Source organism: Brevibacillus sp. LEMMJ03, from assembly GCF_007197875.1.
Lineage (GTDB): Bacteria > Bacillota > Bacilli > Brevibacillales > Brevibacillaceae > Brevibacillus > Brevibacillus thermoruber.
Genome location: NZ_VKJN01000004.1, coordinates 235,791 through 260,573 on the forward strand (window position 1 = coordinate 235,791; position 24,783 = coordinate 260,573).

At 58.3% G+C, this 24,783-nt stretch carries 29 protein-coding genes; all 29 read left to right on the top strand.

Going from position 1 to position 24,783, the window contains the following annotated elements:
- Window positions 1–50: 50 nt before the first annotated feature.
- The 29 genes from FOI68_RS07480 (at window position 51) to FOI68_RS07620 (ending at window position 24,776) form a co-directional block, all read left to right on the top strand.
- Window positions 51–272 (top strand): flagellar FlbD family protein, encoded by a 222-nt coding sequence (locus FOI68_RS07480; RefSeq protein WP_143862770.1) that lies wholly within the window; start codon window positions 51–53, stop codon window positions 270–272.
- A 15-nt stretch (window positions 273–287) separates the two neighbouring features.
- Entirely contained in the window at window positions 288–746 is a 459-nt protein-coding gene (locus FOI68_RS07485) for a flagellar basal body-associated FliL family protein (protein ID WP_029098955.1), read from the top strand.
- A gap of 39 nt (window positions 747–785) precedes the next feature.
- The gene (gene fliM, locus FOI68_RS07490) at window positions 786–1,781 is read left to right on the top strand and encodes a flagellar motor switch protein FliM (RefSeq protein WP_029098956.1); all 996 of its coding nucleotides are present in this window, start codon (window positions 786–788) and stop codon (window positions 1,779–1,781) included.
- On the top strand, window positions 1,774–3,147 hold the full coding sequence (gene fliY, locus FOI68_RS07495) for a flagellar motor switch phosphatase FliY (RefSeq protein ID WP_143862771.1): 1,374 nt from the start codon (window positions 1,774–1,776) through the stop codon (window positions 3,145–3,147). Before fliM ends, fliY begins: the two co-directional genes overlap by 8 nt.
- A gap of 38 nt (window positions 3,148–3,185) precedes the next feature.
- Entirely contained in the window at window positions 3,186–3,548 is a 363-nt protein-coding gene (locus FOI68_RS07500; protein WP_029098958.1) for a response regulator, read from the top strand.
- The gene (locus FOI68_RS07505) at window positions 3,548–4,225 is read left to right on the top strand and encodes a flagellar biosynthetic protein FliO (RefSeq protein ID WP_143862772.1); all 678 of its coding nucleotides are present in this window, start codon (window positions 3,548–3,550) and stop codon (window positions 4,223–4,225) included. The genes FOI68_RS07500 and FOI68_RS07505 overlap by 1 nt, the downstream gene beginning before the upstream one ends.
- A complete protein-coding gene (gene fliP, locus FOI68_RS07510; protein ID WP_029098960.1) occupies window positions 4,222–4,983 on the top strand; it encodes a flagellar type III secretion system pore protein FliP in 762 nt (253 codons plus the stop codon). Before FOI68_RS07505 ends, fliP begins: the two co-directional genes overlap by 4 nt.
- Before the next feature lie 34 nt (window positions 4,984–5,017).
- The gene (gene fliQ, locus FOI68_RS07515) at window positions 5,018–5,287 is read left to right on the top strand and encodes a flagellar biosynthesis protein FliQ (protein WP_029098961.1); all 270 of its coding nucleotides are present in this window, start codon (window positions 5,018–5,020) and stop codon (window positions 5,285–5,287) included.
- A gap of 3 nt (window positions 5,288–5,290) precedes the next feature.
- The gene (gene fliR / locus FOI68_RS07520) at window positions 5,291–6,073 is read left to right on the top strand and encodes a flagellar biosynthetic protein FliR (protein WP_143862818.1); all 783 of its coding nucleotides are present in this window, start codon (window positions 5,291–5,293) and stop codon (window positions 6,071–6,073) included.
- Window positions 6,070–7,167, top strand: coding sequence for a flagellar biosynthesis protein FlhB (flhB, locus tag FOI68_RS07525; protein ID WP_143862773.1), 1,098 nt, complete (start codon window positions 6,070–6,072; stop codon window positions 7,165–7,167). Before fliR ends, flhB begins: the two co-directional genes overlap by 4 nt.
- A 22-nt stretch (window positions 7,168–7,189) precedes the next feature.
- A complete protein-coding gene (gene flhA / locus FOI68_RS07530; RefSeq protein WP_029098964.1) occupies window positions 7,190–9,232 on the top strand; it encodes a flagellar biosynthesis protein FlhA in 2,043 nt (680 codons plus the stop codon).
- Entirely contained in the window at window positions 9,229–10,545 is a 1,317-nt protein-coding gene (gene flhF / locus FOI68_RS07535) for a flagellar biosynthesis GTPase FlhF (protein ID WP_143862774.1), read from the top strand. Before flhA ends, flhF begins: the two co-directional genes overlap by 4 nt.
- Window positions 10,546–10,550: 5 nt before the next feature.
- The gene (locus tag FOI68_RS07540) at window positions 10,551–11,417 is read left to right on the top strand and encodes a MinD/ParA family protein (protein WP_029098966.1); all 867 of its coding nucleotides are present in this window, start codon (window positions 10,551–10,553) and stop codon (window positions 11,415–11,417) included.
- Window positions 11,418–11,447: 30 nt separating this feature from the next.
- Complete coding sequence (locus FOI68_RS07545; RefSeq protein ID WP_143862775.1) at window positions 11,448–12,635, top strand: protein-glutamate methylesterase/protein-glutamine glutaminase; 1,188 nt, start codon at window positions 11,448–11,450, stop codon at window positions 12,633–12,635.
- Between the two features lie 20 nt (window positions 12,636–12,655).
- On the top strand, window positions 12,656–14,710 hold the full coding sequence (locus FOI68_RS07550; protein WP_035297334.1) for a chemotaxis protein CheA: 2,055 nt from the start codon (window positions 12,656–12,658) through the stop codon (window positions 14,708–14,710).
- Window positions 14,711–14,725: 15 nt separating this feature from the next.
- Window positions 14,726–15,202 carry a chemotaxis protein CheW gene (locus FOI68_RS07555; protein ID WP_029098969.1) on the top strand — a complete coding sequence of 159 codons (477 nt, stop codon included), beginning with the start codon at window positions 14,726–14,728 and terminating at the stop codon, window positions 15,200–15,202.
- A gap of 5 nt (window positions 15,203–15,207) precedes the next feature.
- Entirely contained in the window at window positions 15,208–15,834 is a 627-nt protein-coding gene (locus tag FOI68_RS07560) for a chemotaxis protein CheC (protein ID WP_029098970.1), read from the top strand.
- Window positions 15,821–16,306: a chemotaxis protein CheD gene (locus tag FOI68_RS07565; RefSeq protein ID WP_029098971.1), complete on the top strand. Its 486-nt coding sequence runs from the start codon at window positions 15,821–15,823 to the stop codon at window positions 16,304–16,306. The genes FOI68_RS07560 and FOI68_RS07565 overlap by 14 nt, the downstream gene beginning before the upstream one ends.
- 2 nt (window positions 16,307–16,308) lie before the next feature.
- Window positions 16,309–16,674 carry a hypothetical protein gene (locus FOI68_RS07570; protein ID WP_029098972.1) on the top strand — a complete coding sequence of 122 codons (366 nt, stop codon included), beginning with the start codon at window positions 16,309–16,311 and terminating at the stop codon, window positions 16,672–16,674.
- A 17-nt stretch (window positions 16,675–16,691) separates the two neighbouring features.
- On the top strand, window positions 16,692–17,480 hold the full coding sequence (locus FOI68_RS07575; protein ID WP_029098973.1) for a FliA/WhiG family RNA polymerase sigma factor: 789 nt from the start codon (window positions 16,692–16,694) through the stop codon (window positions 17,478–17,480).
- 62 nt (window positions 17,481–17,542) lie between these two features.
- Window positions 17,543–18,961: a flagellar assembly protein A gene (locus tag FOI68_RS07580; protein WP_143862776.1), complete on the top strand. Its 1,419-nt coding sequence runs from the start codon at window positions 17,543–17,545 to the stop codon at window positions 18,959–18,961.
- Between the two features lie 40 nt (window positions 18,962–19,001).
- The gene (locus tag FOI68_RS07585; protein ID WP_029098975.1) at window positions 19,002–19,340 is read left to right on the top strand and encodes a hypothetical protein; all 339 of its coding nucleotides are present in this window, start codon (window positions 19,002–19,004) and stop codon (window positions 19,338–19,340) included.
- A gap of 35 nt (window positions 19,341–19,375) precedes the next feature.
- Entirely contained in the window at window positions 19,376–19,888 is a 513-nt protein-coding gene (locus FOI68_RS07590; protein ID WP_143862777.1) for a DUF6115 domain-containing protein, read from the top strand.
- Entirely contained in the window at window positions 19,875–20,498 is a 624-nt protein-coding gene (locus tag FOI68_RS07595) for an endolytic transglycosylase MltG (RefSeq protein WP_143862778.1), read from the top strand. The genes FOI68_RS07590 and FOI68_RS07595 overlap by 14 nt, the downstream gene beginning before the upstream one ends.
- A 286-nt stretch (window positions 20,499–20,784) precedes the next feature.
- Complete coding sequence (gene rpsB / locus FOI68_RS07600) at window positions 20,785–21,495, top strand: 30S ribosomal protein S2 (RefSeq protein WP_029098978.1); 711 nt, start codon at window positions 20,785–20,787, stop codon at window positions 21,493–21,495.
- 98 nt (window positions 21,496–21,593) lie between these two features.
- A complete protein-coding gene (tsf, locus tag FOI68_RS07605) occupies window positions 21,594–22,481 on the top strand; it encodes a translation elongation factor Ts (protein WP_035297343.1) in 888 nt (295 codons plus the stop codon).
- 176 nt (window positions 22,482–22,657) lie between these two features.
- Window positions 22,658–23,383 carry a UMP kinase gene (gene pyrH / locus FOI68_RS07610; RefSeq protein WP_029098980.1) on the top strand — a complete coding sequence of 242 codons (726 nt, stop codon included), beginning with the start codon at window positions 22,658–22,660 and terminating at the stop codon, window positions 23,381–23,383.
- Complete coding sequence (gene frr, locus FOI68_RS07615) at window positions 23,383–23,940, top strand: ribosome recycling factor (RefSeq protein ID WP_143862779.1); 558 nt, start codon at window positions 23,383–23,385, stop codon at window positions 23,938–23,940. The genes pyrH and frr overlap by 1 nt, the downstream gene beginning before the upstream one ends.
- A 65-nt stretch (window positions 23,941–24,005) precedes the next feature.
- On the top strand, window positions 24,006–24,776 hold the full coding sequence (locus tag FOI68_RS07620) for an undecaprenyl pyrophosphate synthase (RefSeq protein WP_029098982.1): 771 nt from the start codon (window positions 24,006–24,008) through the stop codon (window positions 24,774–24,776).
- The last annotated feature ends 7 nt before the right edge of the window (window positions 24,777–24,783 follow it).

A 24,783-nucleotide genomic window follows, 5' to 3' on the forward strand; every position in this document is an offset into this window, starting at 1 on the left:
TGAGGGGGAGGCGGTCATCCCGCCGCCCCCCATCCCGAAAGGAGCAGCCGATGATCAGACTGACGCGATTTAACGGCGGGGCGTTTTACCTCAACGCTACCCATGTCGAAATGGTGGAATCCACTCCCGACACGGTCATCACGCTGTTTAACGGCAAGAAGTACATCGTCAGGGAAAGCGCTGAGGTAGTGGCTTCGCGGATAGTGGACTTTTACAGGCAGACGTTCCCGGCAAGCGCGACGCCGCGCGTTCCGGACGATTTCATTGAATAGCGGGAGGCACGTGTGATGTTTCAAAACCGGTTGTTTAACATGGCACTTATCATCATCATCGCGATTTCGCTTCTGGGCGTCGTTTCCTTCGTTCTCTGGCAGACGTACCTGTCCCCAGCAGCACAAACCGCAGGCCATGGAGAAGAAAAGGAGGTAAAGGCTCTCACGGCTAAGGAACTGGAGGAATACTCCGTCGATACCGGAGAAATCACCACCAATCTGCTCTCCAACAACTACATCATTGTCCGCTTCACGATTACGGCGGACAGTGCGGATGCCAAGGAAGAACTGGAGCAGCGCCTGCCCCAGGTCAACCAGATCATCATCAAGACGCTGGCCGGCCTGTCCCCCGAGGACATCAAGGGAACGGAAGGCGTCAACAAACTGGAAGCCAAGATCATGAACGAAATCAGTTCGCTCATGCAGGAAGGAAAAATCGTGCAGGTGCTGACGACGAAGCGCGTCTTGTCGTAAGCCGCGATGGATGTATACATAGCTGGGAGGTGACGACACATGGCCGAGGTTCTCTCACAAAGTGAGATTGACGCGTTGTTGGCCGCACTCTCGTCGGGAGAGATGGATGCCAACGAGCTGAAAAAAGAAGAGACTGAGCGAAAGGTAAAAGTATACGACTTTAAACGGGCCTTGCGTTTTTCCAAAGACCAGATCCGCGGCCTGACGCGCATTCACGAAAACTATGCGCGGCTGTTGACGACGTATTTTTCCGCTCAGCTTCGTACCTTCGTGCAAATTACGGTTGCCTCCGTCGACCAATTGCCGTATGACGAGTTTATTCGCTCCATTCCCAAAATGACCATTCTCAACATTTTTGAGGCGCCACCGCTGGAAGGGCGCATGGTATTGGAAGTGAATCCGAACATCGCATACACCATGCTGGATCGGCTTCTCGGCGGACAGGGAACGATTCCAGACAAGATGGGGGCGTTGACGGAAATTGAAACGACAGTCATGGAACGGGTGTTCAGCAAGGCGCTGGACACGTTTCATGAGGCATGGAAGCAGATTATCGAGCTTGATCCGTACCTGGAAGGACTGGAAATGAATCCGCAGTTCATGCAGATCGTTTCCCCCAACGAAATTGTTGCGGTCATCTCGTTCAGCACGAAGATCGGAGACACCACGGGCATGATCAACCTCTGCCTGCCCCATGTCGTGCTGGAGCCGATCATGCCGAAGCTGTCCGGGCAGTATTGGTTTTCCAAGCAGAAGAAGAACAGGGACGAAGAAGAGCGGCTGCGCGTGGAGGAGCGGGTGAAGACGGCCAAGCTGCCGGTGATCGCCGAGCTGGGCACGGCCACCATCACGGTAGGCGAGTTCCTGCAGTTACAGCCGGGTGATGTGATCCAGCTCGACCAGCTCATCGAGAACAAGCTGAAAATCCGGGTGGGCAACCGCCTGAAGTTCCTCGGACAGCCCGGTACGCAAAAAGGGCGTGTAGCCGTGCAGATCGAAGAAGTCCTCGAGGAAGGGGAGGAAAACAATGAGTAGAGACATGCTTTCTCAGGAAGAGATTGACGCGCTGCTCCGCGCGAACAATCTGGTTGAGGAGGAAGAGGAAGAAGCTTCGAGCGCTCCCAACGTCGCCGACTACCTGACCGAGTTTGAGCAGGACGCGCTCGGGGAAATCGGCAACATCTCCTTCGGCAGCGCTGCAACGGCTCTTTCCACGCTGTTGAACCAAAAAGTGGACATCACCACGCCGACGGTCTCGATGGTTCAGGTCGACGATCTGGAAAAGGAATTTCCCATCCCGCACGTCGCGGTTCACGTCGAGTACACGGACGGATTCAAGGGAATCAATCTGCTGGTCGTGCGGATGGAAGACGCGGCGGTGATCGCCGACCTGATGATGGGCGGTTCCGGCCGGCCGGAATCGATGGAGCTGTCGGAGCTGCACATCAGCGCGGTACAGGAAGCGATGAACCAGATGATGGGGTCTGCCGCCACGTCGATGTCCACCATCTTCAACCAGTTGGTGAACATCTCTCCGCCCGGCATCGACATCATGGATTTGGCCAAGGGAAAAGAAGGGCACAGCTTCACCGAGGATGACACGCCGCTTGTCAAGGTGTCTTTCCGGTTGAAAGTGGGGGAACATGGCGAGCTGATCGACTCCAACATCATGCAGCTTCTGCCGCTTTCCTTCGCCCGGGAAATGATCAACCGGCTGACCGGCGGTTCCGCGAGCGAGCTGGAAGCGGCGGCGGCTACGACGGAGGTGCCGGAAATGGCCGCATTGAGCGCGTCGGCTCCACAGCCGGAGGTACAGCAGAACGCTCCCGCTGCGCAGGAGACTTCGCCGCAGCAGCCGATGCAGTCGGTGCAACCGCCGCAGCAGCCGGTTCAACCGCCGCAAGCTCCTCCGGCCGGATATGCGCCGCCGATGGGGTATCCGGGATACCCGGGACAGCCCATGTACCCGAACGCCTACCCGCAGGGAATGCCCGCAGGCTATCCGCCGTATCCACCTCAGTATGCGCAGCAGCAGGTGCCGCCCGCACCGCAGCATCTGGGCGGACAGCCGAACAACCAGGCGAACGTGAAACCGGCCCAATTTGCGCCGTTTGGAGGTGGCCCGATGATTTCCGCTGACGGACAAAATCTCAACCTGCTGCTGGACATTCCTCTGCAGGTGACCGTTGAACTGGGGCGGACGAAAAAACTGATCAAGGAAATTCTCGACCTGTCGGCCGGATCGATCATCCAACTGGACAAGCTGGCAGGCGAACACGTCGACATCCTGGTCAACAACAAGCTGATCGCCAAAGGGGAAGTCGTCGTGATCGATGAAAATTTTGGCGTGCGCGTGACCGACATCATCAGCCAGTGGGACCGCGTACAAAAATTACAATAAATCATCAAATCATCGGATAAACAAGGAGGAGCTTACCTATGTCCAACAAAGTACTCGTTGTAGACGACGCAGCGTTCATGCGCATGATGATCAAGGAAATCCTGTCCAAAAACGGATACACCGTCGTAGGGGAAGCGAGCGACGGCGCGCAGGCGGTGGAGAAGTACAAAGAGCTGGGACCGGATCTGGTGACGATGGATATTACCATGCCGGAGATGGACGGCATCACTGCCCTGAAGGAGATCAAGAAAATCGACCCGAACGCCCGCGTCATCATGTGCTCGGCGATGGGGCAGCAGGCGATGGTCATCGATGCGATTCAGGCGGGCGCCAAAGATTTTATCGTCAAGCCGTTCCAGGCTGATCGCGTGCTGGAAGCGATCAAGAAGACGCTGGGCTAATGATGAAGGGCTTCCGGAAAACAGGGGCGCGTCTCATCTGGGTGTGCAGCATCATCGCCGCGATTGTCGCTTCCCTTCCGGCTTCCGCACTGGCGGAGGAAGACTCCGTAGCCGACGCCCTACGCAAAGGAACACTCTCTCCCGGTGCGCCTGCCGGCGGCCAACAGCCGGCGGCCATTCCCGGCAGTGAAACGGGCAGCATGTGGGGATATCTGCTCCAGGTGATCTTTTCGCTTGGGGTGATCGTCGTCCTGATCTATCTGCTGCTTCGTTTTCTCGCCAGGCGGCAGATGGGACAGACGCATGGTCCGATCAAAGTGATCAGTGCGGCTCCGCTGGGCAACGGCAAGACGATCCAACTGGTGATGATCGGGGAATCGCTGTACCTGCTCGGTGTGGGGGAAAACGTTCAACTGCTCAAGCACATTCCACCGGGGGAAGAGGCAGACCTCATCCTGGCGGAAGCGGAGATCAAGCCGATTGCCGGATTTTCGCTCGATTGGCTGCCGTTTGGCCGGAAGCGGCAGACGGAAGACGAGGAGATACACCTGTCCGCTGCGGACGGGCGCACGTTTGAAGAACTGCTGCACAAGCAGTGGAACGATCTCGACAAGCGATCCGACCAGACGGGAACCTGGATGGAGAAGCAAGGTCATGACAGAGGGGATCGAGGATGAAATCACTACTCCAGCTCCTGGCGATCGCCGCGGTGCTGCTGGCGATACCGGAATGGGCGGCCGCAGCGCCTGCCAACGCGCCGCTCGTACCTACCATCGATCTGAAAATTGGCGGCGGCAGCGGAACGCCGCAGGAAACCTCCTCGGCCGTACAGATTCTGCTGATGTTGACGGTCCTGTCCGTAGCGCCTGCCATCCTGCTGTTGATGACCAGCTTCACGCGGATCGTGGTTGTGCTGTCCTTCGTCCGCAACGCGCTGGCTACGCAGCAGATGCCGCCCAATCAGGTGCTGGTTTCGCTGGCGCTGTTCATGACGTTTTTCATCATGGCGCCCACGCTGGCCAAGGTAAACGAGACCGCGGTACAGCCGTTCATGCAGGGCAAATTGACCCAACAGCAGGCGCTGGAAGCGGCGGTGATCCCGTTCAAGGAGTTTATGGCCAAGCAGACGCGGGAAAAAGACTTGGCGCTCTTTTTGGCGTACACGAAAGCGGAGAGGCCCAAGACGATTCAGGACATTCCGCTGAGCGCGCTCGTGCCGGCGTATGCCATCAGCGAATTGAAGACCGCATTTCAAATCGGCTTCATGATCTTCATTCCGTTTCTCGTCATCGACATGATCATTTCCAGCATTTTGATGGGTATGGGGATGATGATGCTGCCCCCCGTGATGATTTCGCTGCCGTTCAAGATTTTGCTGTTCATCATGGTGGACGGATGGTATCTGGTCGTGAAATCGCTCTTGGCCAGTTTCTGACATCCGGCCGACAAGCCAGCCTAGGAGGGAGAGCATGACACAAGAATTTTTGATGCAAATCGCCCAAAGCTCCGTGTACACCATCCTGCTGGTGACGGCTCCGGCGCTGGGCGTCGGCATGCTGGTCGGCTTGCTCGTCAGCATTTTTCAGGCAACCACGCAAATTCAGGAACAGACGCTGGCATTCATCCCGAAAATTGTCGCCATCTTCGTCACGATTTTGGCCGTCGGGCCGTGGATGCTGCGGGTGATGCTGGAGTTCACGATGGGGATCTTCGGCAATCTGCACCGCTTTGTGGGATAAATGATGGCTGCCGTAATGCTTCATCTACCCGTGCTGCTGCTGGTGTTTGTCAGGATGACCGCGTTTTTCGTCTCGGCTCCCTTTTTCTCGGTGCGCGGCGTGCCCAATCCGTTCAAGATCGGCCTGGCCTTTGTCCTGGCCCTGATCAGTTTCAGCTACGTGCCGGTCCAGGGGCAGATTCCGCTGGATCTCACCTTTGTGCTGTACGCGGTCAAGGAAGCGCTGGTCGGCCTGATTCTCGGCGTGATCTGCGAGCTGATGTACGTCACCGTCCAGGTTGCCGGCGGATTGATGGACATGCAGATGGGGCTGGCGATGGCCAACGTGATCGACCCGCGTACCGGCGCCTACGTGCCGCTGACGGGCAACTTCAAGAACATCTTGGCGATGCTCTATTTGTTGAGCATCAACGGCCATCACGTGCTGATCAAAGGGATTCTCGCCAGCTACCAGGCGATTCCGCTCGACAGGATGTGGGCCGCGTTCGGCAGCGAACACGTGATGTGGATGGCCGTCAAGGTGTTTCGCGACATGTTTCTCAGCGCCTTTCTGATCGCGGCGCCGATCGTGGTCGCCCTCTTTCTGGTCGACCTCTCTCTTGGAATTATCGCCAAATCGGTTCCGCAATTTAATATCTTTGTGGTGGGACTGCCCATCAAATTGCTTGCCAGCTTTCTGATGCTGATCGTGGTCATGCCCGCATTTTTGCTGACGCTGAACGGCTTGTTTGAAAAGATGTTTCGGGCGCTTGCGGAAATGATGAAGTGGCTCGGAGGCGCAGCATGAAACGACTTGCCTTTTTGTATCCGGTCGATCTGCAGTATTTTAACGGCGAAAAGACGGAAAAGGCGACGCCGAAAAAGCGGGAAGATGCGAGAAAGAAAGGACAGGTGGCCAAAAGCGCGGACCTGTCTTCGGCCGTCAGCCTGACCGCGGCGTTTCTCATGTTGATCCTGCTGGGATCGTCGATGTTTCACACGTTCCAGAACGTGATGCGGGAGTCGCTCGTCACCTACACGAGCTGGCAGGTAAACGAGGAAAATCTGCGGGTCATCCTCTACCAGCTTTCCTTCGAAGCGGTCAAAATCGTCGGACCGGTTCTGGCCGTGGTGTTCATCGTCGCCGTCTTCGTCAATTACATGCAGGTGGGCTGGCTGTTTACCACCGAACCCCTGCGGATCAAACTGGACAAGCTGAATCCCGTGCAGGGGATGAAACGCCTGTTCAGCCTGCGCTCCGTGGTGGAACTGTTCAAATCGCTGTTGAAAATCAACGCGGGCATTCTCGTTGCGTTCATGATCTTGTGGGACACCAAGGACGATCTGGTGCAGCTCTCGCTGAAACCGCTGGAAGCCGCGCTCTCGCTGACGGCGGCGGAAGCGTCCAAATTGGGGCTGTACATCGGCCTCACACTGGTGGTCCTGGCTGTCCTGGATTACGCGTACCAGCGCTACGAGCATGAAAAGAGCCTGCGCATGTCCAAACAGGACATCAAGGATGAATTCAAACAGGCGGAGGGGGATCCCTTGATCAAGGGGAAAATCCGCGAGCGTCAGCGCAGCATGGCCATTCGCCGGATGATGCAGGAACTGCCGAAAGCGGACGTGGTGATCACCAACCCGACGCACTTCGCCGTTGCCATCCGGTACGACGCCCGCGAGATGAGCGCCCCCACGGTCATTGCCAAAGGGCAGGACTACCTCGCGCTGAAAATCAAGGAGATCGCCCAAAAACACCGGATCGTCACCATGGAAAACAAGCCCTTGGCCAGGGCTCTCTATAGTCAGGTCGAGATCGGCCAACAGATTCCCGAAGAGTTGTTCAAAGCGGTCGCGGAAGTTCTCGCGTACGTGTACAAGCTGCAAGGGAAAGTGAAATAAGCAGAAGAAAGGAGGATGCACGGTGGGATTCAAATTCAAGGAGCTGGGTACCGTTCTGTTCGTCATCAGCATTGTCGTCATGATGGTGATCCCACTGCCGTCTGAACTTTTGGACTTGCTCTTGATACTCAACATCTCCCTTGCATTGACGATTCTGCTCGTCTCGATGTACACAAAGGAAGCCCTGCAATTTTCCATCTTTCCCACGGTGCTCCTGATCACCACGCTCTTCCGCCTGGCGCTGAACGTGTCGACGACGCGGAACATTCTCTCGCACGCCGAGGGCGGCAAGGTCATCGAAGCGTTCGGCAGCTTCGTCGTCGGCGGCAATCAGGTGGTGGGCTTTGTCGTCTTCTTGATTCTCGTCGTCATCCAGTTCATCGTGATCACCAAAGGATCGGAGCGCGTGGCGGAAGTGGCCGCCCGCTTTACGCTGGACGCGATGCCGGGGAAACAGATGAGCATCGACGCCGACCTGAACGCGGGGATGATTACGGAGGCGGAAGCGCGCGCCCGCCGCAAAAAGATCGAGGACGAAGCCGACTTTTACGGCGCCATGGACGGTGCCAGCAAATTCGTCAAAGGGGACGCGATCGCCGGCATCATTATTTTCATCGTCAACATCATCGGCGGCTTCATCATCGGGATGGTGATTCACGATTTGAGCTTTACCGAATCGGCCTCCCGATTCACCACCATGTCCGTCGGCGACGCGCTGGTCAGCCAGATTCCGGCACTCTTGATTTCGACGGCGACTGGTATCATCGTCACCCGCGCCACTTCCGGCGAAGGGCTGGGCGAGGACATCAGCAACCAGTTGTTCAGCTATCCCCGCCTGCTGCTGATCGTGGCCGGCGGCATCATGCTGTTGGGCCTGCTGACGCCAATCGGCCTGCTGCCCGTCGTGCCGGTTGCGGGGCTGCTCGGGTTCGCCGGATGGAAGATGAACAAGAAGCAGAAAGTGGAGCAGGAAGAGTCTGCCCAACAGGAAGAGGAACAGCAGATCGAAGAAGTGCGCAGCCCCGAGAGTGTGGTCAACCTGCTGCAGGTGGACCCGATCGAGTTCGAGTTTGGCTACGGCCTGATCCCGCTTGCCGACGCCAAACAGGGTGGCGACCTTCTGGATCGCGTCATCATGATCCGCAGGCAGATCGCCCTGGAATTGGGGATCGTCGTGCCGGTGATCCGCATTCGCGACAATATCCAACTGCGTCCCAACGAGTACATAATCAAAATCAAAGGAAACCAGGTCGCCAAGGGAGAGATCCTCTTGGATCACTATCTGGCGATGAGTCCCGGCTTCGAAGACGATGCGGTCGTCGGTATCGAAACGGTCGAACCGGCGTTTGGACTGCCCGCATTGTGGGTAACAGAAGAGAATAAGGAGATTGCCGAACTGTCCGGCTATACGGTGGTCGATCCGCCGTCCGTTGTCGCCACCCATCTGACGGAAGTGATCAAGCGGCACGCCCACGAACTGCTCGGCCGCCAGGAGACGCGGGCCCTGATCGACAACGTGCGGGAGACGGCGCCTGTGCTGGTGGACGAACTGATTCCGGGCACGCTGTCGATCGGCGACGTGCAGAAGGTGCTGCAAAAACTGCTTCGGGAAAAGGTCTCGATCCGCAACCTGCCCGTCATTCTGGAAGCGCTGGCCGATCACGCGGTCTACACCAAGGATCCGGACGTGCTGACGGAGTACGTGCGTCAGGCGCTGTCCCGTCAAATTACGCTGCAATACACCGAACCCGGACAGCCGCTGCGGGTGATCACCGCCGGCCCCGGACTGGAAAAGGCCATCTCCGAGCGGATCGAGCAGTCGGAGCAGGGAACGTATCTGGCCATGGATCCGGAGACATCCCAGCGGATTTACCAGAGCGTGTCGGCGGAAGTGAGCAAAATGGTCAATGCCGGCCAGCAGCCGATCATTCTCGCCTCTCCGGCGATTCGCATGTACCTGCGGCAGCTTATGGAGCGGATGATGCCGGATGTTCCCGTCTTGTCGTACAGCGAGCTGGAGCCGCATGTTGAAGTGCAAAGCGTAGGGATGGTGAACCTGTCGTGAGAGTGAAACGCTATGTAGTCGATTCCATGCCGGACGCTCTGGAAAAAATCCGGATTGACCTGGGAAAGGACGCCATTATCCTCAACTCCAAGCCGATCCGAACCGGTGGACTGTTCGGATTGTTCGGGAAGCAGCGGATCGAAGTGGTGGCCGCCGTTGACGACAAGGGGGCCGAGCGGGCGCCGAGCGCTTCTCCCGCCCGTCAGCCCGACCTTCCTGCCCGGCCGCAGACAGGCAGCTACGCCGCTCAGCAGGCCTATCAAAAAGCGGCGATGGCGGCTGCTGCGCAGCCGGCCGCAGAAACAGAGCCGACCGGCACCGGTACCCGGCAGACGCCTCAAGAGACGGCCGCCGCCGCTCCCCAGGCGGATTCTCGTCCCGACCGACCGCCGGCAAAGAGAGCCCCTTCCGCGCCAGCGGCAGTAGCCGCGGCACTTGACGCTGACAGCAAGCAGTTGGCGGACGAAGTGCGGGATATGCGGCAGATCTTTGAAAAGCTGTTGATCAGCGGTCTCAACAGCCAACTGCCGCCTGCCATCCAGGCGGTTCAGGCGCATCTCGCAAAGCAGGAGGTCGCGGAAGAGGTGACGGCGGACATCATCCGCAAGCTGCTCCTGCACGGCGAGCCGTCCGCCCAGTGGACGGAGGAAGAAGCGAGGCAGGCCGCCGCGCGGATCATCGCCGAACTGGTGGAAAAGGCATCGCCCATGCCGTCCCGGATCGAGCCCGGCGTCAAGTACGCTTTCTTTTTTGGGCCGACCGGGGTGGGAAAAACCACCACCATTGCCAAACTGGCGGCAGACAGCATGCTGAAAGACAAGCGGCGGATCGGATTCATCACGGCGGACACGTACCGGATCGCCGCCGTCGAGCAGTTGAAGACGTACGCCAACATCTTGAACGTGCCGCTGGAAGTGATCTTTTCGCCGAAAGAGATCGTCCAGGCGATGGAGCGGCTGAGCGGATGCGACCTGATCTTTGTCGATACGGCCGGGCGCAATTTCCGCAACGACGAATACGTGCAGGGGATTCGCGACCTGCTGCGGGACGATGCGGACTGCCTCAATTTCCTGGTGCTCAGCCTGACCGCCAAGTACAGCGACATAAAAGCGATCATCCGCAACTTTGGCGATGTGCCCGTTTCCCGGGTGATCTTTACGAAGGCGGATGAGACGGAAGCGTACGGGGCGATGCTGAACGTGGCATATGAGACCGGTCTTCCCTTTTCGTACATCACCACAGGACAAAACGTGCCGGACGACATCGTGGCGGCCACGCCTGCGCTGGTAGCCAACATGATCATGGGAGATTGAAGCACATGCAAGACCAAGCCGAACGACTGCGCGCACGTATGCAACAGAACAACGTCTCCCGGCAGACCCGGCTGATTACGGTCACCAGCGGCAAAGGGGGCGTCGGCAAGTCCAACTTCAGCCTCAACTTTGCCCTGGGCCTGCAGGAAAAGGGGCACAAGCCGATCCTGTTCGACCTCGACCTGGGACTGGCCAACCTGGATGTGCTGATGGGGATATCGCCCAAGCGGCATCTGCTGCATCTGCTGGAGCCGGACATGACCGTGTGGGACATCATGGAAAGGGGACCGGGCGAGCTGGAATTTATCGCCGGCGGGTCCGGCTTCACCAAGCTGCTGCAGTTGGACGACGCCAAACTGGACCTGCTGTTTGCCCGTCTGGAGCCGCTGCAGGGCTATGCGGACACGATCATCTTTGACACCGGTGCGGGCATCTCCAACGAATCGCTGCGGTTCATGCTGTCTTCCGACGAGGTGATTCTCGTCACGACCCCGGAGCCGCCGGCGATCACCGACGCCTATGCCGTGATCAAGATGCTCCACTCCCGCAATCCCCGGACGACGATCCGGCTGGTGGTCAATCGCGTCACCTCCGCCCGTGAAGGGACGATGACCGCGGAAAAGCTGGCGATGGTGGCCAAACGGTTTCTCAACATGGACGTCCATCTGCTGGGATTTGTGCTGGACGACCCTCACGTTTCCAAAGCGGTGAAACTGCAGCGGCCCTTTTTGCTCGCGTATCCGCAGGCGCAGGCGTCCAGAGGAATCCGGAATCTGGCGGCCGCCTACCTGGGAAACGAGGCGGGAGGAAGGCAGTCTCCACCGGCAGGGCTCGGAGGTTTTCTGGAGAAGCTGAAACGCTTCATTCGTTAGGCAACAGGAGGAAGGAAGGAGCGGCAGCGGATGAACAAGATTCGAGTTCTCGTCACCGACGACTCTGCCTTTATGCGTAAAGTCATCACAGACATCTTACATAGCGATCCTGACATCGAAGTGGTTGACCGAGCCAAGAACGGACTCGAATGTCTTGAAAAAGTCAAGCAGCTCCATCCCGATGTCGTAACGCTCGATATTGAAATGCCGGTCATGAACGGACTGGATGCGCTGGAGCGTCTGATGACCGAGCACCCCGTCCCGGTCGTGATGCTCAGCAGCCTGACCAGGGAAGGGGCGGAAGCGACGATCCGCGCGCTGGAACTGGGCGCGGTAGACTTCGTGACCAAGCCGTCCGGTCCCATCTCGCTCGATATTCACAAAGTGGCCGAACGGCTGATCGAGCGGGTGAAAGCGGCGGCACAGGCGAACGGCCGTCTGCGAAAACCTCCGGGCAGACTCGGCACGACGGTCGCCCCGCTTTCGGCCATGCTCAAGCGGAAGACGGTGTGGACGCAGCCGGAGCCGGCCCATCCGGGCACGGGTGCACCGGATCGTGCCGCTCCGGGCACCATCCAACCGGGGACGGCTGATTCCGGTGTTACCCCGCCGGCGGCTGCCGCCCCGCGGCGAACGGCGGCCGTCTCCAAACTGGTTGTGCTGGGGACGTCCACCGGGGGGCCGAAAGCGCTGCAAACCGTGTTGACCGCACTCCCGGCCGACTTTCCGGCGCCGATTCTCATCGTCCAGCACATGCCGGCCGGTTTTACCAAATCGCTCGCGCAGCGGCTGGATTCGCTTTGCGCCATCCGCGTGACGGAAGCGGAAGACGGCGAATGGATCCAGCCGGGGACGGCGTATATCGCGCCGGGCGGCTTCCATCTGGAAGTGGTTCAGGCAAGCGGCGGGCGGCTGGAAACGCGCTTGCACCAAGAGGAACCGAGGGGCGGACACCGTCCTTCCGTCGACGTCCTGTTTGAGTCGGCAAGCCGATTGACAAATGTAGACAAATGGGCAATCATCATGACAGGCATGGGAAATGATGGGGCAAAAGGCCTGGGACGAATGAAAGAGACGGGACGCGTGACCAGCATTGTCGAGGACGAGTCGACATGTGTCGTTTTCGGAATGCCGCGGGCTGTCATTCAGGCGGGCCTTGCCGACAACGTCGTTCCTTTGGACCGGATAGCCGAAACGCTGTGTAAGCTGTTGCATTGATTATGGGAGGTGGATCACCCGTGGACATGAATCAATACCTGGACATGTTTATCGAAGAGTCAAAGGAACACCTGCAGGCGATCAACGCCAATCTGCTCCTCTTGGAGAACGATCCGGAAAACATCCAGATCGTGAACGAAATCTTCCGTTCCGCCCATACCCTGAAAGGGATGTCGGCCACCATGGGGTTTGAGGACATGGCAAGCCTCACGCACGAGACGGAAAACGTGCTGGACATGATCCGCAACCACAAGCTGACGATTACCGGCGACATCATGGACGTCATCTTTCAGAGCGTCGATTTGATCGAGGGCATGGTGATGAACATCGTGGAAGGCGGCGACGGTTCCGCCGATGTTTCCGCCCTGGTGAAAAAGCTGCGCGCCATCGTGGCAGGCGATTTTTCCGCCGTGCAGACCGCTGCGGCAGCCGAGGCGGCCGTGGAAGCACCCGCCGGGAAGGAAGCCGCCGGATCGGAGCGGCAGCACAACCTGGATGAGTTTGCCCTGACCGTTCTGAAACAGTCCAAGGAAGCGGGCCACAATCTGTTCTGGATCAAGGTGACGCTTGACGAAGGATGCGTGCTGAAGGCGGCCCGCGCCTACATGGTGTTTGATCAGCTGGAGTCGATGGGCGACGTGATCAAGTCGACACCGGCGGTGGAAGAGATCGAGAACGAACGGTTTGACCGATCGTTTGAACTGGTGTACGTCACGATGCAGCCGGCCGACAAGATCCGCCAGACCATCGCCAACATTTCGGAAATCAGGGAAGTGGAGCTGGAGCCGCTGCAGTTGAAGGAACCGGCCGCCAAGGCAGAGCAGGAAGTGAAGCAGGCGAAAGAACAGGCGGCGGCCAGCGCAGCGCCGGCAGTCGAGAAAAAGCCGGAGGCACCGGCAGGCGGATTGAAAAAGGTGTCCACCGCGGGCAAGACGATCCGCGTGGATATCGAGCGGCTGGATGTGCTGATGAACCTGTTCAGCGAACTGGTGATTGACAGGGGACGGCTGGAGCAGTTGGCGCGCGAGATCGGCAAGAGCGAACTGCAGGAGACCGTCGAACACATGAGCCGGATCAGCGGCGACCTGCAGAACATCATTCTGACCATGCGCATGGTGCCGGTCGAGCAGGTGTTCAACCGCTTCCCGCGGATGATCCGCGATTTGGCAAAAGACTTGAACAAAAAAGTAAATTTGGAGATTTTTGGTGCGGAGACCGAACTGGACCGCACCGTCATCGACGAAATCGGAGACCCGCTGGTGCACCTCCTGCGCAACTCGCTGGACCACGGCATCGAATCTCCGGCGGAACGGAAAAAGGCGGGCAAGCCGGAAGAGGGAACCATCTTCCTTCGGGCGTACCACAGCGGCAACCACGTCTTTATTGAGGTGAAGGACGACGGGGCCGGCATCAACAAGGAGAAGGTCCTGAAAAAAGCGATCGAACGGGGAATCGTCAATCCGGCCAATGCCGACAGCATGACGGACAAGCAGATTTACGAGCTGCTGTTCGCATCCGGCCTGAGCACGGCAGAGGTCATCTCCGATATCTCCGGCCGGGGGGTCGGCCTGGATGTGGTGAAGTCCAAAATCGAGTCCCTGGGCGGCAGCGTCAGCGTCGACTCCGTCCGCGGCCAGGGCACCACGTTCCTCATCCAGCTTCCGCTCACCCTGTCCATCATCTCGGCGATGCTGGTGCAGGTGCAGAACGAGAAGTACGCCGTGCCGCTCAGCTCGATCATCGAGACAGCTGTTTTCCGCAAAGATCAGATCATGATGGCGCACCGGCAGCAGGTGATCGACTTCCGCGGCAGGGTGGTTCCCCTCGTCTCGCTGCAGGACATCTTCCAGGTGCCTGACGCCGGAGTGGGCAGTGACGACGAAGTGGCCGTCGTGATCGTCCGCAAGGGAGAGAAAATGGCCGGCCTGGTGGTCGATTCCTTCATCGGCCAGCAGGAAATCGTTCTGAAATCACTGGGCAAATACCTGGTGAACGTCTTTGCCATCTCCGGCGCGACGATTCTTGGCGACGGACAGGTCGCACTGATTATCGATTGCAACGCACTGATCAAGTAAAGGGAGGCGCAGCCCATGCTGGAGCAAAAAGAAATTACAGGCGAAGTGAAAGTCATTGTTTTTCGGTTGAAAGACGAAGAGTACGGCGTGGAAGTGAACCAGGTCAAGTCGATTGAGAAGCTGGAGCATATCACGCGCGTTCCGCGCACGCCCAAGTTTGTCAAAGGGGTCATCAACCTGCGCGGCGTGGTCACGCCGATCATTGACCTGCGCAGCCGTTTCGGCCTGGAAGAGACGGCCTACGGCGAATCGACCCGGATCATCATCGTGGGGGTCGGCGAGCTGGAAGTGGGGCTGATCGTCGACGCAGCCAACGACGTCATCGATATTCCGGTCGACGCCATCGAGCCGCCACCGGAAGTGGTCGGCGGAGTGGAAGCGGCATACCTGCGGGGTGTGGCCAAGCTGGAGAAACGCCTCCTGATCCTGCTCAACCTCGACAAGGTGCTGAGCACCGAAGAAATCAAACAATTGGACGCGCTTGAGGGATAAGTGCAATGGAGTACTTTGCCAAGTTTGGAGACTTCCAGTTCGACGTGCTGCGCGAGGTGGGCAACATCGGCGCCGGCCATGCGGCTACGGCACTCTCCAAGCTCATTCAAAAAGAAATTGACATGAATGTGCCGAAGGTCAGCGTGATCCCGTTTGACCAGGTGGCCGATTGCGTCGGCGGTTCCGAGGCGATCGTCGTGACCGTGTTTCTTCGCGTGGAAGGCGATTGCCCCGGCAACATGTTCTTCATACTGGACATGGAGTCCGCCCGCAGCCTGCTGCGGCAGATGACGGGCGCGGACAAAGACGTGCACGAATGGACCGATTTCGAGTATTCCGCCCTGCACGAAATCGGCAACATCCTGACCGGGTCTTACCTGTCGTCGCTGGCGGATTTCACCAATCTGAACATGCAGCCTTCCGTGCCGGCGCTGGCCATCGACATGGCCGGAGCGATCCTCAGCCACGGGCTGATCGAACTCGGTCATTCGGGAGACGTCGCCCTGACGATTGACACCGCCTTCTTTGAAGGAAACGATCAGGTGCAAGGCCACTTTTTCCTGATCCCGGACCCGGATTCGTTGAAAACACTATTTGGTTCATTAGGAGTTCCGTTCGATGGAGATCATTAAAATCGGCATGGCAGACCTGGGCGTGGCAAAACCTCCGGACCGGCTGCGCACGACCGGATTGGGGTCGTGCGTCGGAGTCGTCTTGTATGACGTCGTGCACAAGGTGGGCGGGATGGCCCATGTGATGCTGCCCGAATCGTCCCTGGGAAAAGGCGGGCCGCTCACGGTGGGGAAATACGCGGACACCGCGATTCCCCAATTGATTCAGGAGATGGAACGGGCAGGCGCGTCGGTCCGCCACATGGTGGCCAAGCTGGCGGGCGGCGCGCAGATGTTCGCGTCTTTGGGCAACAGCGATACGATGCGGATTGGCCCGCGCAACGTGGAGGCCTGCAAGCAGGCGCTCCAATCCGCGCAGATCAGGATTGTGGCTGAGGATACCGGCGGCAATTGCGGAAGGACGATCGAATTCGACACGTCTACGGGCATTCTCCAGATCCGGACCGTAAATCATGGTGTGAAGGAAGTATAGGTATGTGGGGAACCATTTGGCTGAACACAGGGATCGGCTTTCTCGGCTTCGTCATGACGCTGGCCACGGCCTTGGCAGGAAACATCTGGCTTGTCTCTCTGGAGCGGGCCTTCACGGCTTTCATTCTCTTTTTTCTCGCGGCGTTTCCCCTGCGCTGGCTGCTGGCAAGGGTCATGGATACATCGGAGGCCGCCGCAGGCAAGGCAGCAGCGGACGGAACGGATGCCTCCCCGGAGAGTGGGGAGCAGCAGACCGCTCCGGACGATGAACCGTTTATGCCGCTGAACACAAACCAAATCGACCGAATTGCTCCGGTTCAAGATCCCTCTGTCGTTGCGGATGTTGTCAGGCGGTTAACTGATGAGTAAAGGTTGGTGACTGATTCGTGGCACGGCTTACCAATCAGGAGAAGGCAAGACAGTTCGATAAATGGGTGATGTGGAAGCAGGAAGGCAGTCGCGAGGCGGAGGAGGACCTGGTGACCCAGTACCTCCCCCTCGTCGACAAGGTTGCCAGCCGCTTGGCTGGCAGCCTGCCGGCCAACGTGGACAAGGACGATCTGATCAGTTACGGCCGCTTTGGCCTGCTGGATGCGCTGGCCAAGTTTGACCACACCCGCGGGCTGCAGTTCGAGACCTACGCGATGTGGCGCATTCGCGGCGCGATGATTGACGGACTGCGGGAGAACGACTGGATCCCGCGGACGATTCGCGACAAGGCCAAGAAGATCGAAGAGGCCTACTCCTACCTGGAACAAGAGAAGCTCCGCACGCCCACCGAAGGGGAAGTGTCCCAGTATCTGGGCATCTCCGAGAAGGAACTGCGGCAGGTTCACTACGAGACCTCCCTGGCATCGATGATCTCCATTGATGAAGCGGTCGGCGAAGAAGACGAACAAAAGACCGCGCGCCATTCCTACATCGTCGATGAAGTGACGCCCAGTCCGGAATACGTGGCGGAAACGGCCGGCTTGAAGGAAGTGCTGGTAAGCGTCATCGACAAGCTGCCGGAAAAAGAACGGCTGGTCGTCTCGCTGTTCTACTTCGAAGAACTGTCCTTGTCGGAAATTGCCGAGGTGATGAATCTCTCTCCGTCCCGCATCTCGCAGCTTCATTCCAAAGCGATTTTCCGCATGCGCTCCGCTCTGTCGCGCTGGAAATCGCAGTTGATGTAGGAGCGGACGGGAGCGGTGATTGCAGAACGAGAGCAATCCATGGTTTTGAGGGGGGCAGAAAGATGGAAGAGACAGGGAACATCAGGCTGGAAGTGAACATCTCTCCGGACAAGCTGGAAGCGAGGGTCACGCTGATCGTCCCCGACGAGGGGCGGGGTGGCCCTATCCTCATTACGGAACAAGACGTGCGTGATGCCCTGCGCGCGAAAAACGTGACGCACGGCATTTTGGACAGCGTCATCAGCGAACTGGTCGGCAACCCGGCCAAATTCGCCAACGTTTCGGTCACCGTCGCCTGCGGCACACCCCCGGTTCCCGGGATCGACGGAAAAATCGAGTATCCGTTTCTGACGCTCCTGCATGACGACAAACGTCCCAAAGAGCTGGATGACGGGCGGGTGGATTATTACAGCATCACCAATATTCCCAACGTGGCCAAAGGGCAGCTTCTGGCCGCCAAGACGCCGCCTACACCGGGGACGCCGGGAACGGCCGTGACGGGCGAGCCCATCGCTCCGAAGGCTGGCAGGGAAGTCATGATCAAGCCGGGAAAAAACGTCGTGATGAATCAGGAACGCACGCTGCTCTACGCCGCCATCGACGGCCAGGTGTCGTTTACGGAAAACGACAAGGTGAACGTCTTCCCCGTGTTTGAAGTAAACGGAGACGTGGATTTTCGCGTCGGCAACATCGACTTTGTGGGAACGGTGGTCATTCGCGGGAACGTCCCGACCGGGTTCAGGATCAAGGCGTCCGGCGACATCCGCGTGCTCGGCAGCGTGGAGGGAGCCGAGCTGGAGGCAGGGGGCTCGATCGAAATCCGAAGCGGCATCGTCGCCCAGGACAAGGGACATGTGGTGGCCGGCTGCAATGTAAAGACATCCTATATCCAAAACGCCAACGTCACCGCCGGCAATCAGGTGCTGGTGTCGCAGAGCATCATGTTTTCCCAGGTCCGGGCCGGGAAGCAGATCATCTGCAACGGCGCCAAGGGGTTCATCATCGGCGGCGTGCTGCAGGCCGGTGAAAAGATCGCGGCCCGCGTCATCGGCAATGCGAGCGCGACCCCGACCGTGCTGGAAGTGGGCGTCAAGCCGGAACTCAGGCAGGAATTGTCGACGATCACCAAAGAACTGCAAAACGTGTACGAAAATTTACGCAAAACGGATCAGGGGCTGGGCGTGCTCAGCCAACTGCTGCAGGTCGCCGGCGAACTGCCTCCGGAGAAACGAACGATGCAGATCAAGCTGACCAATACGCGTCTCGTGCTGGAGAAAGAGGTAAAGAAACTGGAGGCGCGAAAAAAAGAGATCGAACAGGAATTGGAAGGGGATGTGCCGGCTGCCGTGGAAGTGTACAACCTGATGTACCCCGGCATCAAGCTGGTGTTTGGCAAGCTGGTGCGCTTCATCAAACAGGAGTTCCCCCGCACCCGGTTTATCGTGCTGGAGGGGGAAATCACCACCTCCACCCTCATCTGACGCGGCCTGGTGGGAAACGGGATGAAGGAGTTGAGGCCGGATGAGTTTGAAAGCGGTTGAATGGCAGGTGTCCCTGCCGCGGAGCCCGGAGATCGGCCGCATCCAGGAACATGATCAGCAGCGGGCCGTGCACGAGCAGCAGTTGCAGACGGACGACCGCAAACTGGCGGATCTGCAGATGCGCCAGCGCCCCACAGACGTCAACGAGACGGCGAAAAACATGATTCGGGAACGGGAACATCCGCAAAAGCGAAAAAAACAAACCGCTTCCGGCGCGGAACAGGACGAAGCGAAGGACGGGTCGGCTGAAGGCAGGACGTCCGCCGGCGTGTCCATGCGCGATCCGCTGCGCGGGCGGTTTATCGACATCTCTTTGTAAACATCCGAGACAAGATGGGAGCATAGGTGACTTCAATGGATCTTCCTTATTATATTCTGATCGGAGCGGGAGCGCTGATCATGACGGCGGCGCTTCTGTTCAAACGGGAACGGACGGCCGGTTCGGATGAAACCACGCCGCCGCAAGGGCCATGGGACAAGGCGGACATGGAAAGAAGCCTGCAGCGGTTCCTCAACCAGATCAAACACGAACAGAAGGCGGCGGAAGTCAGATGGACGCAAGCCAATGCGGCGCTTGCGGAAGAGGTGGCGGAACTGAAGCAGCGCCTGGCCCGTGTGGAAAGCGAATGGGCCGCATGGCGAGCCGCAGGACAAGCGGCGGTCTCAGGGGCTCCGCGCGCGAGCGAAGAGGAATTGGCCGACGCGTTCTCCCTCCGGGAGCGCTATCGGCGCGTCTTTGAACTGCGGCAGGAGGGATTGTCCCCCGATGAAATCGCCAAAAGGCTGGGAGCCGGGCAGGGCGAGATCGAATTGATCCTCTCGCTGGCCGGTTCCGGAGAGAGAGGGAAGGCCGATGGGCAAGCGTGAACTGTTGGTTGGATTCGGCGCCGGCCTGATGGTGGCGGCAGCCGTGCTGGGCGCGGTGCATCAAGCCGCTCCGGCCTCTTCCGCCTCGCTGACCAAGGAACAGGTGAAACAGGCGGCCGAGGCTATGCAGATGGTGCTCCTGTCCAAAGCCGAGTACGACCGCCTGCGCCAGGAGCAGAACGTCTCGCTTCCGCCTGCTCCGACTCCGCCAAAGCAGCCGCAGGCACCCGCTGTCACGGCGCCGACGCAGCCCCAAACGCAGACGCCCCGACCGCCCGAGGGCAACCGCGCGCCGCAGCCTCCGTCCGCAGCCGTCCCTGCCGCTGCCGGCGAGCCGTCCAAACCGGACGGGAACACCCGCATTTCCGCCCCGGCGACACCGAAACCGCCGGCAGCGACCGTCACGGTTCAGGTCCCGTACAAGGCGACCGCCGAAGGTGTCGCCCGCAAGATGGTGGAAGCAGGGGTTCTCGACGCCGACAACACACTGGTGGAAACGCTGCGCGCGCAGAATAAACTGAACCGGATCCGGGTCGGGACCTATCAGATCCCGGCAGGAGCGAGCGAAGCGGAGATCGTCCGGATCATCACCACACCGCCTGCGAAGTAAGGCGGTGTTTTTTTGGGCAGGCCGCTGTCCGCCATCCCGTTCGCGCGCGGTCCGGGCCGGCATCCGGCGGGCGGATGACGCCTCGGACAGGGGAGGAACGATTTTGCAAAAAACAATGGAATCGTTTGTTGCATTTGAATGTGCCATGTGATATATTCATTAACGGTGTTGAATTCGCACGTCCACCAATTCCGACAACGGTGCTGCCCGTCGGCAGTCTTGTCCGGAAGATGCGGTGAGGCGGAGGTAGGCATCACTAAAAACCAATCTGAAGGAGGTGTGAAATATGGCAGTTATTTCGATGAAACAGCTCCTCGAGGCTGGTGTTCACTTCGGTCACCAAACTCGTCGCTGGAACCCGAAAATGGCTCGCTATATCTTCACCGAACGCAATGGTATCTACATTATCGACCTGCAAAAAACCGTAAAAAAAGTAGAGGAAGCGTACAACTTCGTGCGTGAACTCGCTGCAAACGGCGGTAAAATGCTCTTCGTGGGCACGAAGAAGCAAGCGCAGGAATCCGTGAAAGAAGAAGCGGAACGCACCGGTCACTACTACATCAACCAACGTTGGCTGGGCGGCACGCTGACCAACTTCGCAACCATCAAAAAGCGTACGGCTCGCCTGGCTGAGCTGAACCGCATGGAAGAAGACGGCACCTTCGACGTACTGCCGAAGAAAGAAGTAATCGTGCTGCGCAAGGAAAAAGAGCGCCTGGAGAAATTCCTCGGCGGTATCGCGAACATGGAAGAACTGCCCGACGCCCTGTTCGTCATCGACCCGCGCAAAGAGCGCATTGCTGTAGCGGAAGCCCGCAAGCTGGGCATCCCGATCGTGGCGATTGTCGATACCAACTGCGATCCGGACGAGATCGACTACGTAATCCCGGGCAACGACGACGCGATCCGCGCCGTGAAACTGCTCACCTCCAAAATGGCTGACGCCCTGCTGGAAGGCAGCCAAGGCGGAGAACAACAAACCACTACAACTGCGTAAGCAAGTGTTAAGAGGGTGGACTGAGGGTTTCAGAACCCCGTCCACCCTTTATTCACCACTATATACCCAGCTCGTCATTTTTCAAGGAGGTTCAACTCATGGCAATCAGTGCACAAGCGGTGAAAGAACTGCGCGAACGCACCGGCGCAGGCATGATGGACTGCAAACGCGCCCTGGAAGAAACCAACGGCGACATGGAAAAGGCGATTGACCTGCTGCGTGAGCGCGGCATCGCCAAAGCGGCGAAAAAAGCGGGCCGCATCGCTGCGGAAGGGCTCACCTCCTACGCGATCGAGGGCAACGTGGCAGCCATCGTGGAAGTGAACTGCGAGACCGACTTCGTGGCGAAAAACCCCGAGTTCCAAACGCTGGTGAAAGACATTGCCGAGCACGTGGTAAAACAACGTCCGGCTACCCTGGAAGCAGCTCTGGAACAGCCGTTCAAAGGCGAAGGCGCTCCTCTCTCCCAAGTGATCAGCGAGAAAATCGCCACCATCGGAGAAAACATCTCCTTCCGCCGCTTCTCCGTTCTGGAGAAATCCGACAACGGCGTGTTCGGCGCTTACCTGCACATGGGCGGTAAAATCGGTGTTCTGGTAGCGCTGGAAGGCACCAAGGACGAAGTGCTGGCGAAAGATCTGGGCATGCACGCGGCTGCGTCCAACCCGCGTTATGCCAACCGTGAAGAAGTATCCCAGGAAGAGATCGAACGCGAGCGCGAGGTACTCAAGAACCAGGCGCTGGCTGAAGGCAAACCGGCCAACATTGTGGAGAAAATGGTGGAAGGCCGCCTCTCCAAGTTCTTCGAAGAGTTCGTCATGGTCGAACAACCATTCGTGAAAGATCCGGACAAGAAAGTGTCCGCTCTCTTGAAAGAGGCAGGCGCTACGCTGAAGGCATTTGTCCGCTTCCAAGTTGGCGAAGGCATCGAGAAAAAACAGGAAGACTTCGCTGCGGAAGTAATGGCGCAAGTGAATAAACAGTAAAAACCGAAATGGGGAACACCTGTGTGTTCCCTATTTTGTAAGAGGCTTGTCGAAAGAGAGTTTCACACGATCCCTGTGTGAAACTCTCATCCGCGTAAAAAGAACAAGCCGCCGGCGGGTGCCGGAAGGATTCCGGTTCCGGACAGAGAATGATTCATGAATGGAGGCCGTTTCACATGCCACTTCCTGCCTATAAACGGGTTGTGTTAAAGTTGAGTGGGGAAGCTCTGGCGGGGGAATTAGGGTACGGAATCGACCCGAAAGTGATTTTCTCCATCGCTACTCAGATCAAGGAAATTGTAGAATTGGGCGTACAAGTCGCAGTCGTTGTCGGTGGAGGCAATATCTGGCGCGGACTTTCCGGCAGCTCCAAAGGCATGGATCGGGCCACTGCCGATTACATGGGCATGCTGGCGACGGTCATGAACTCGCTCGCTCTGCAGGATGGATTGGAAAAAGTGAACGTCCCGACTCGTGTACAAACGTCGATCGAAATGAGACAGGTGGCGGAACCGTACATACGCCGCCGGGCGATCCGCCATCTGGAGAAAAACCGGGTCGTGATTTTCGCGGCAGGCACGGGCAATCCGTATTTCTCCACGGATACAACGGCAGCCCTGCGTGCGGCGGAAATCGAGGCCGAAGTGATCCTGATGGCGAAAAACAAGGTGGACGGCGTCTACTCCGCCGACCCCAGCGTCGATCCTGCTGCAGTCAAGTATGACAAGCTGACATTCCTCGACGTGCTGAACAAGGGATTGGGCGTCATGGATTCGACGGCGTCCAGCCTGTGCATGGACAACAACATTCCGTTGATTGTCTTCAACATTTCCGAAGAAGGCAACATTCGCCGTGCCGTAATGGGCGAAAAGATCGGTACACTGGTTAAGGGGGAATCATAATGCCGCAAACCGTGCTGAAGGACATGGAAGAACGCATGAACAAAGCGATTGCCACACTGAAAAAAGACCTTGCCAGCCTGCGTGCCGGCCGTGCCAATCCGGCGATGCTGGACAAAATCACCGTGGATTACTACGGCACGCCGACGCCGATCAGCCAACTGGCCAACATCAGCGTACCGGAGCCGCGCATGCTGACGATCCAGCCGTGGGACAAATCGGCCCTGAAAGAGATCGACCGCGCGATTCAGCAGTCCGATCTGGGGCTGACGCCTTCCAACGACGGCAGCATCATCCGGATCGTCATCCCACTGCTGACGGAAGAGCGCCGCAAAGAGCTGGTGAAAGTGGCAAACAAGAGCGGTGAGGAAGCGAAAGTAGCCATCCGCAATATCCGCCGCGATGCCAACGAAGAAATCAAGAAGCTGGAGAAGAGCGGCACCATTTCCGAAGACGAGTCCCGCCGCCATCAGGAAACCGTGCAAAAAACCACGGACAAGTTTATCGCGGAAGTGGACAAGATCATCAAGGAAAAAGAGAAGGACATTCTCGAAGTGTAAGCCAGGAAATCCCCCTCTGATGAGGGGGATGTATGTCTATATCTCTCATTGCGGGGGAACACTTTATGTTAGAACATCTGGCGCGCAAATGGTCGCGCAAGGAACAACAGGCAACGACTGCTGAACTGGACCCGTCCGGCCAGATTCCGCATCACGTGGCGGTGATCATGGACGGCAACGGCCGGTGGGCCAAGAAGCGCAATCTGCCCCGGATGGCCGGCCATCGGGCAGGGATGAAAACGGTAAAGGAAGTCGTCAAGGCAGCCGACGAGATCGGCGTGCAGTATTTGACGATGTACGCGTTCTCCACCGAGAACTGGAAACGGCCGCGGGACGAAGTGGATTTTCTCATGAAACTTCCCCAGGAGTTTTTGTCGACTGAATTGGAAGAATTGGTCGAACGGAACGTGCGGGTCCGGATGGTCGGCAGCCGGGAGCAGTTGCCGTCCTATACGATTCAGGCGCTGGAAACGGCGGAGCAGAGGACGCGCAACAACACCGGTCTCCAGTTGAACTTCGCGCTCAACTACGGAGCGCGCAAGGAAATCGTCGAAGCGGTAAAGGACATTGCGGCCCGTCTGCAGGCGGGTGAAATCGACCTGGAGCAATTGAATGAAGATGTCATTTCCCGGCATCTCTACACGAGCGGAATCCCGGACCCGGATCTGTTGATACGCACCAGCGGAGAAATTCGCTTGAGCAACTTCATGCTGTGGCAGTTGGCCTACACGGAATTGTGGTTTACCGATGTGCTGTGGCCTGATTTTACCCGGGAACATTTTTATCAGGCGATTGTGGAATACCAGGGCCGAGCTCGACGCTACGGGGCGGTTTAAGCCGAGA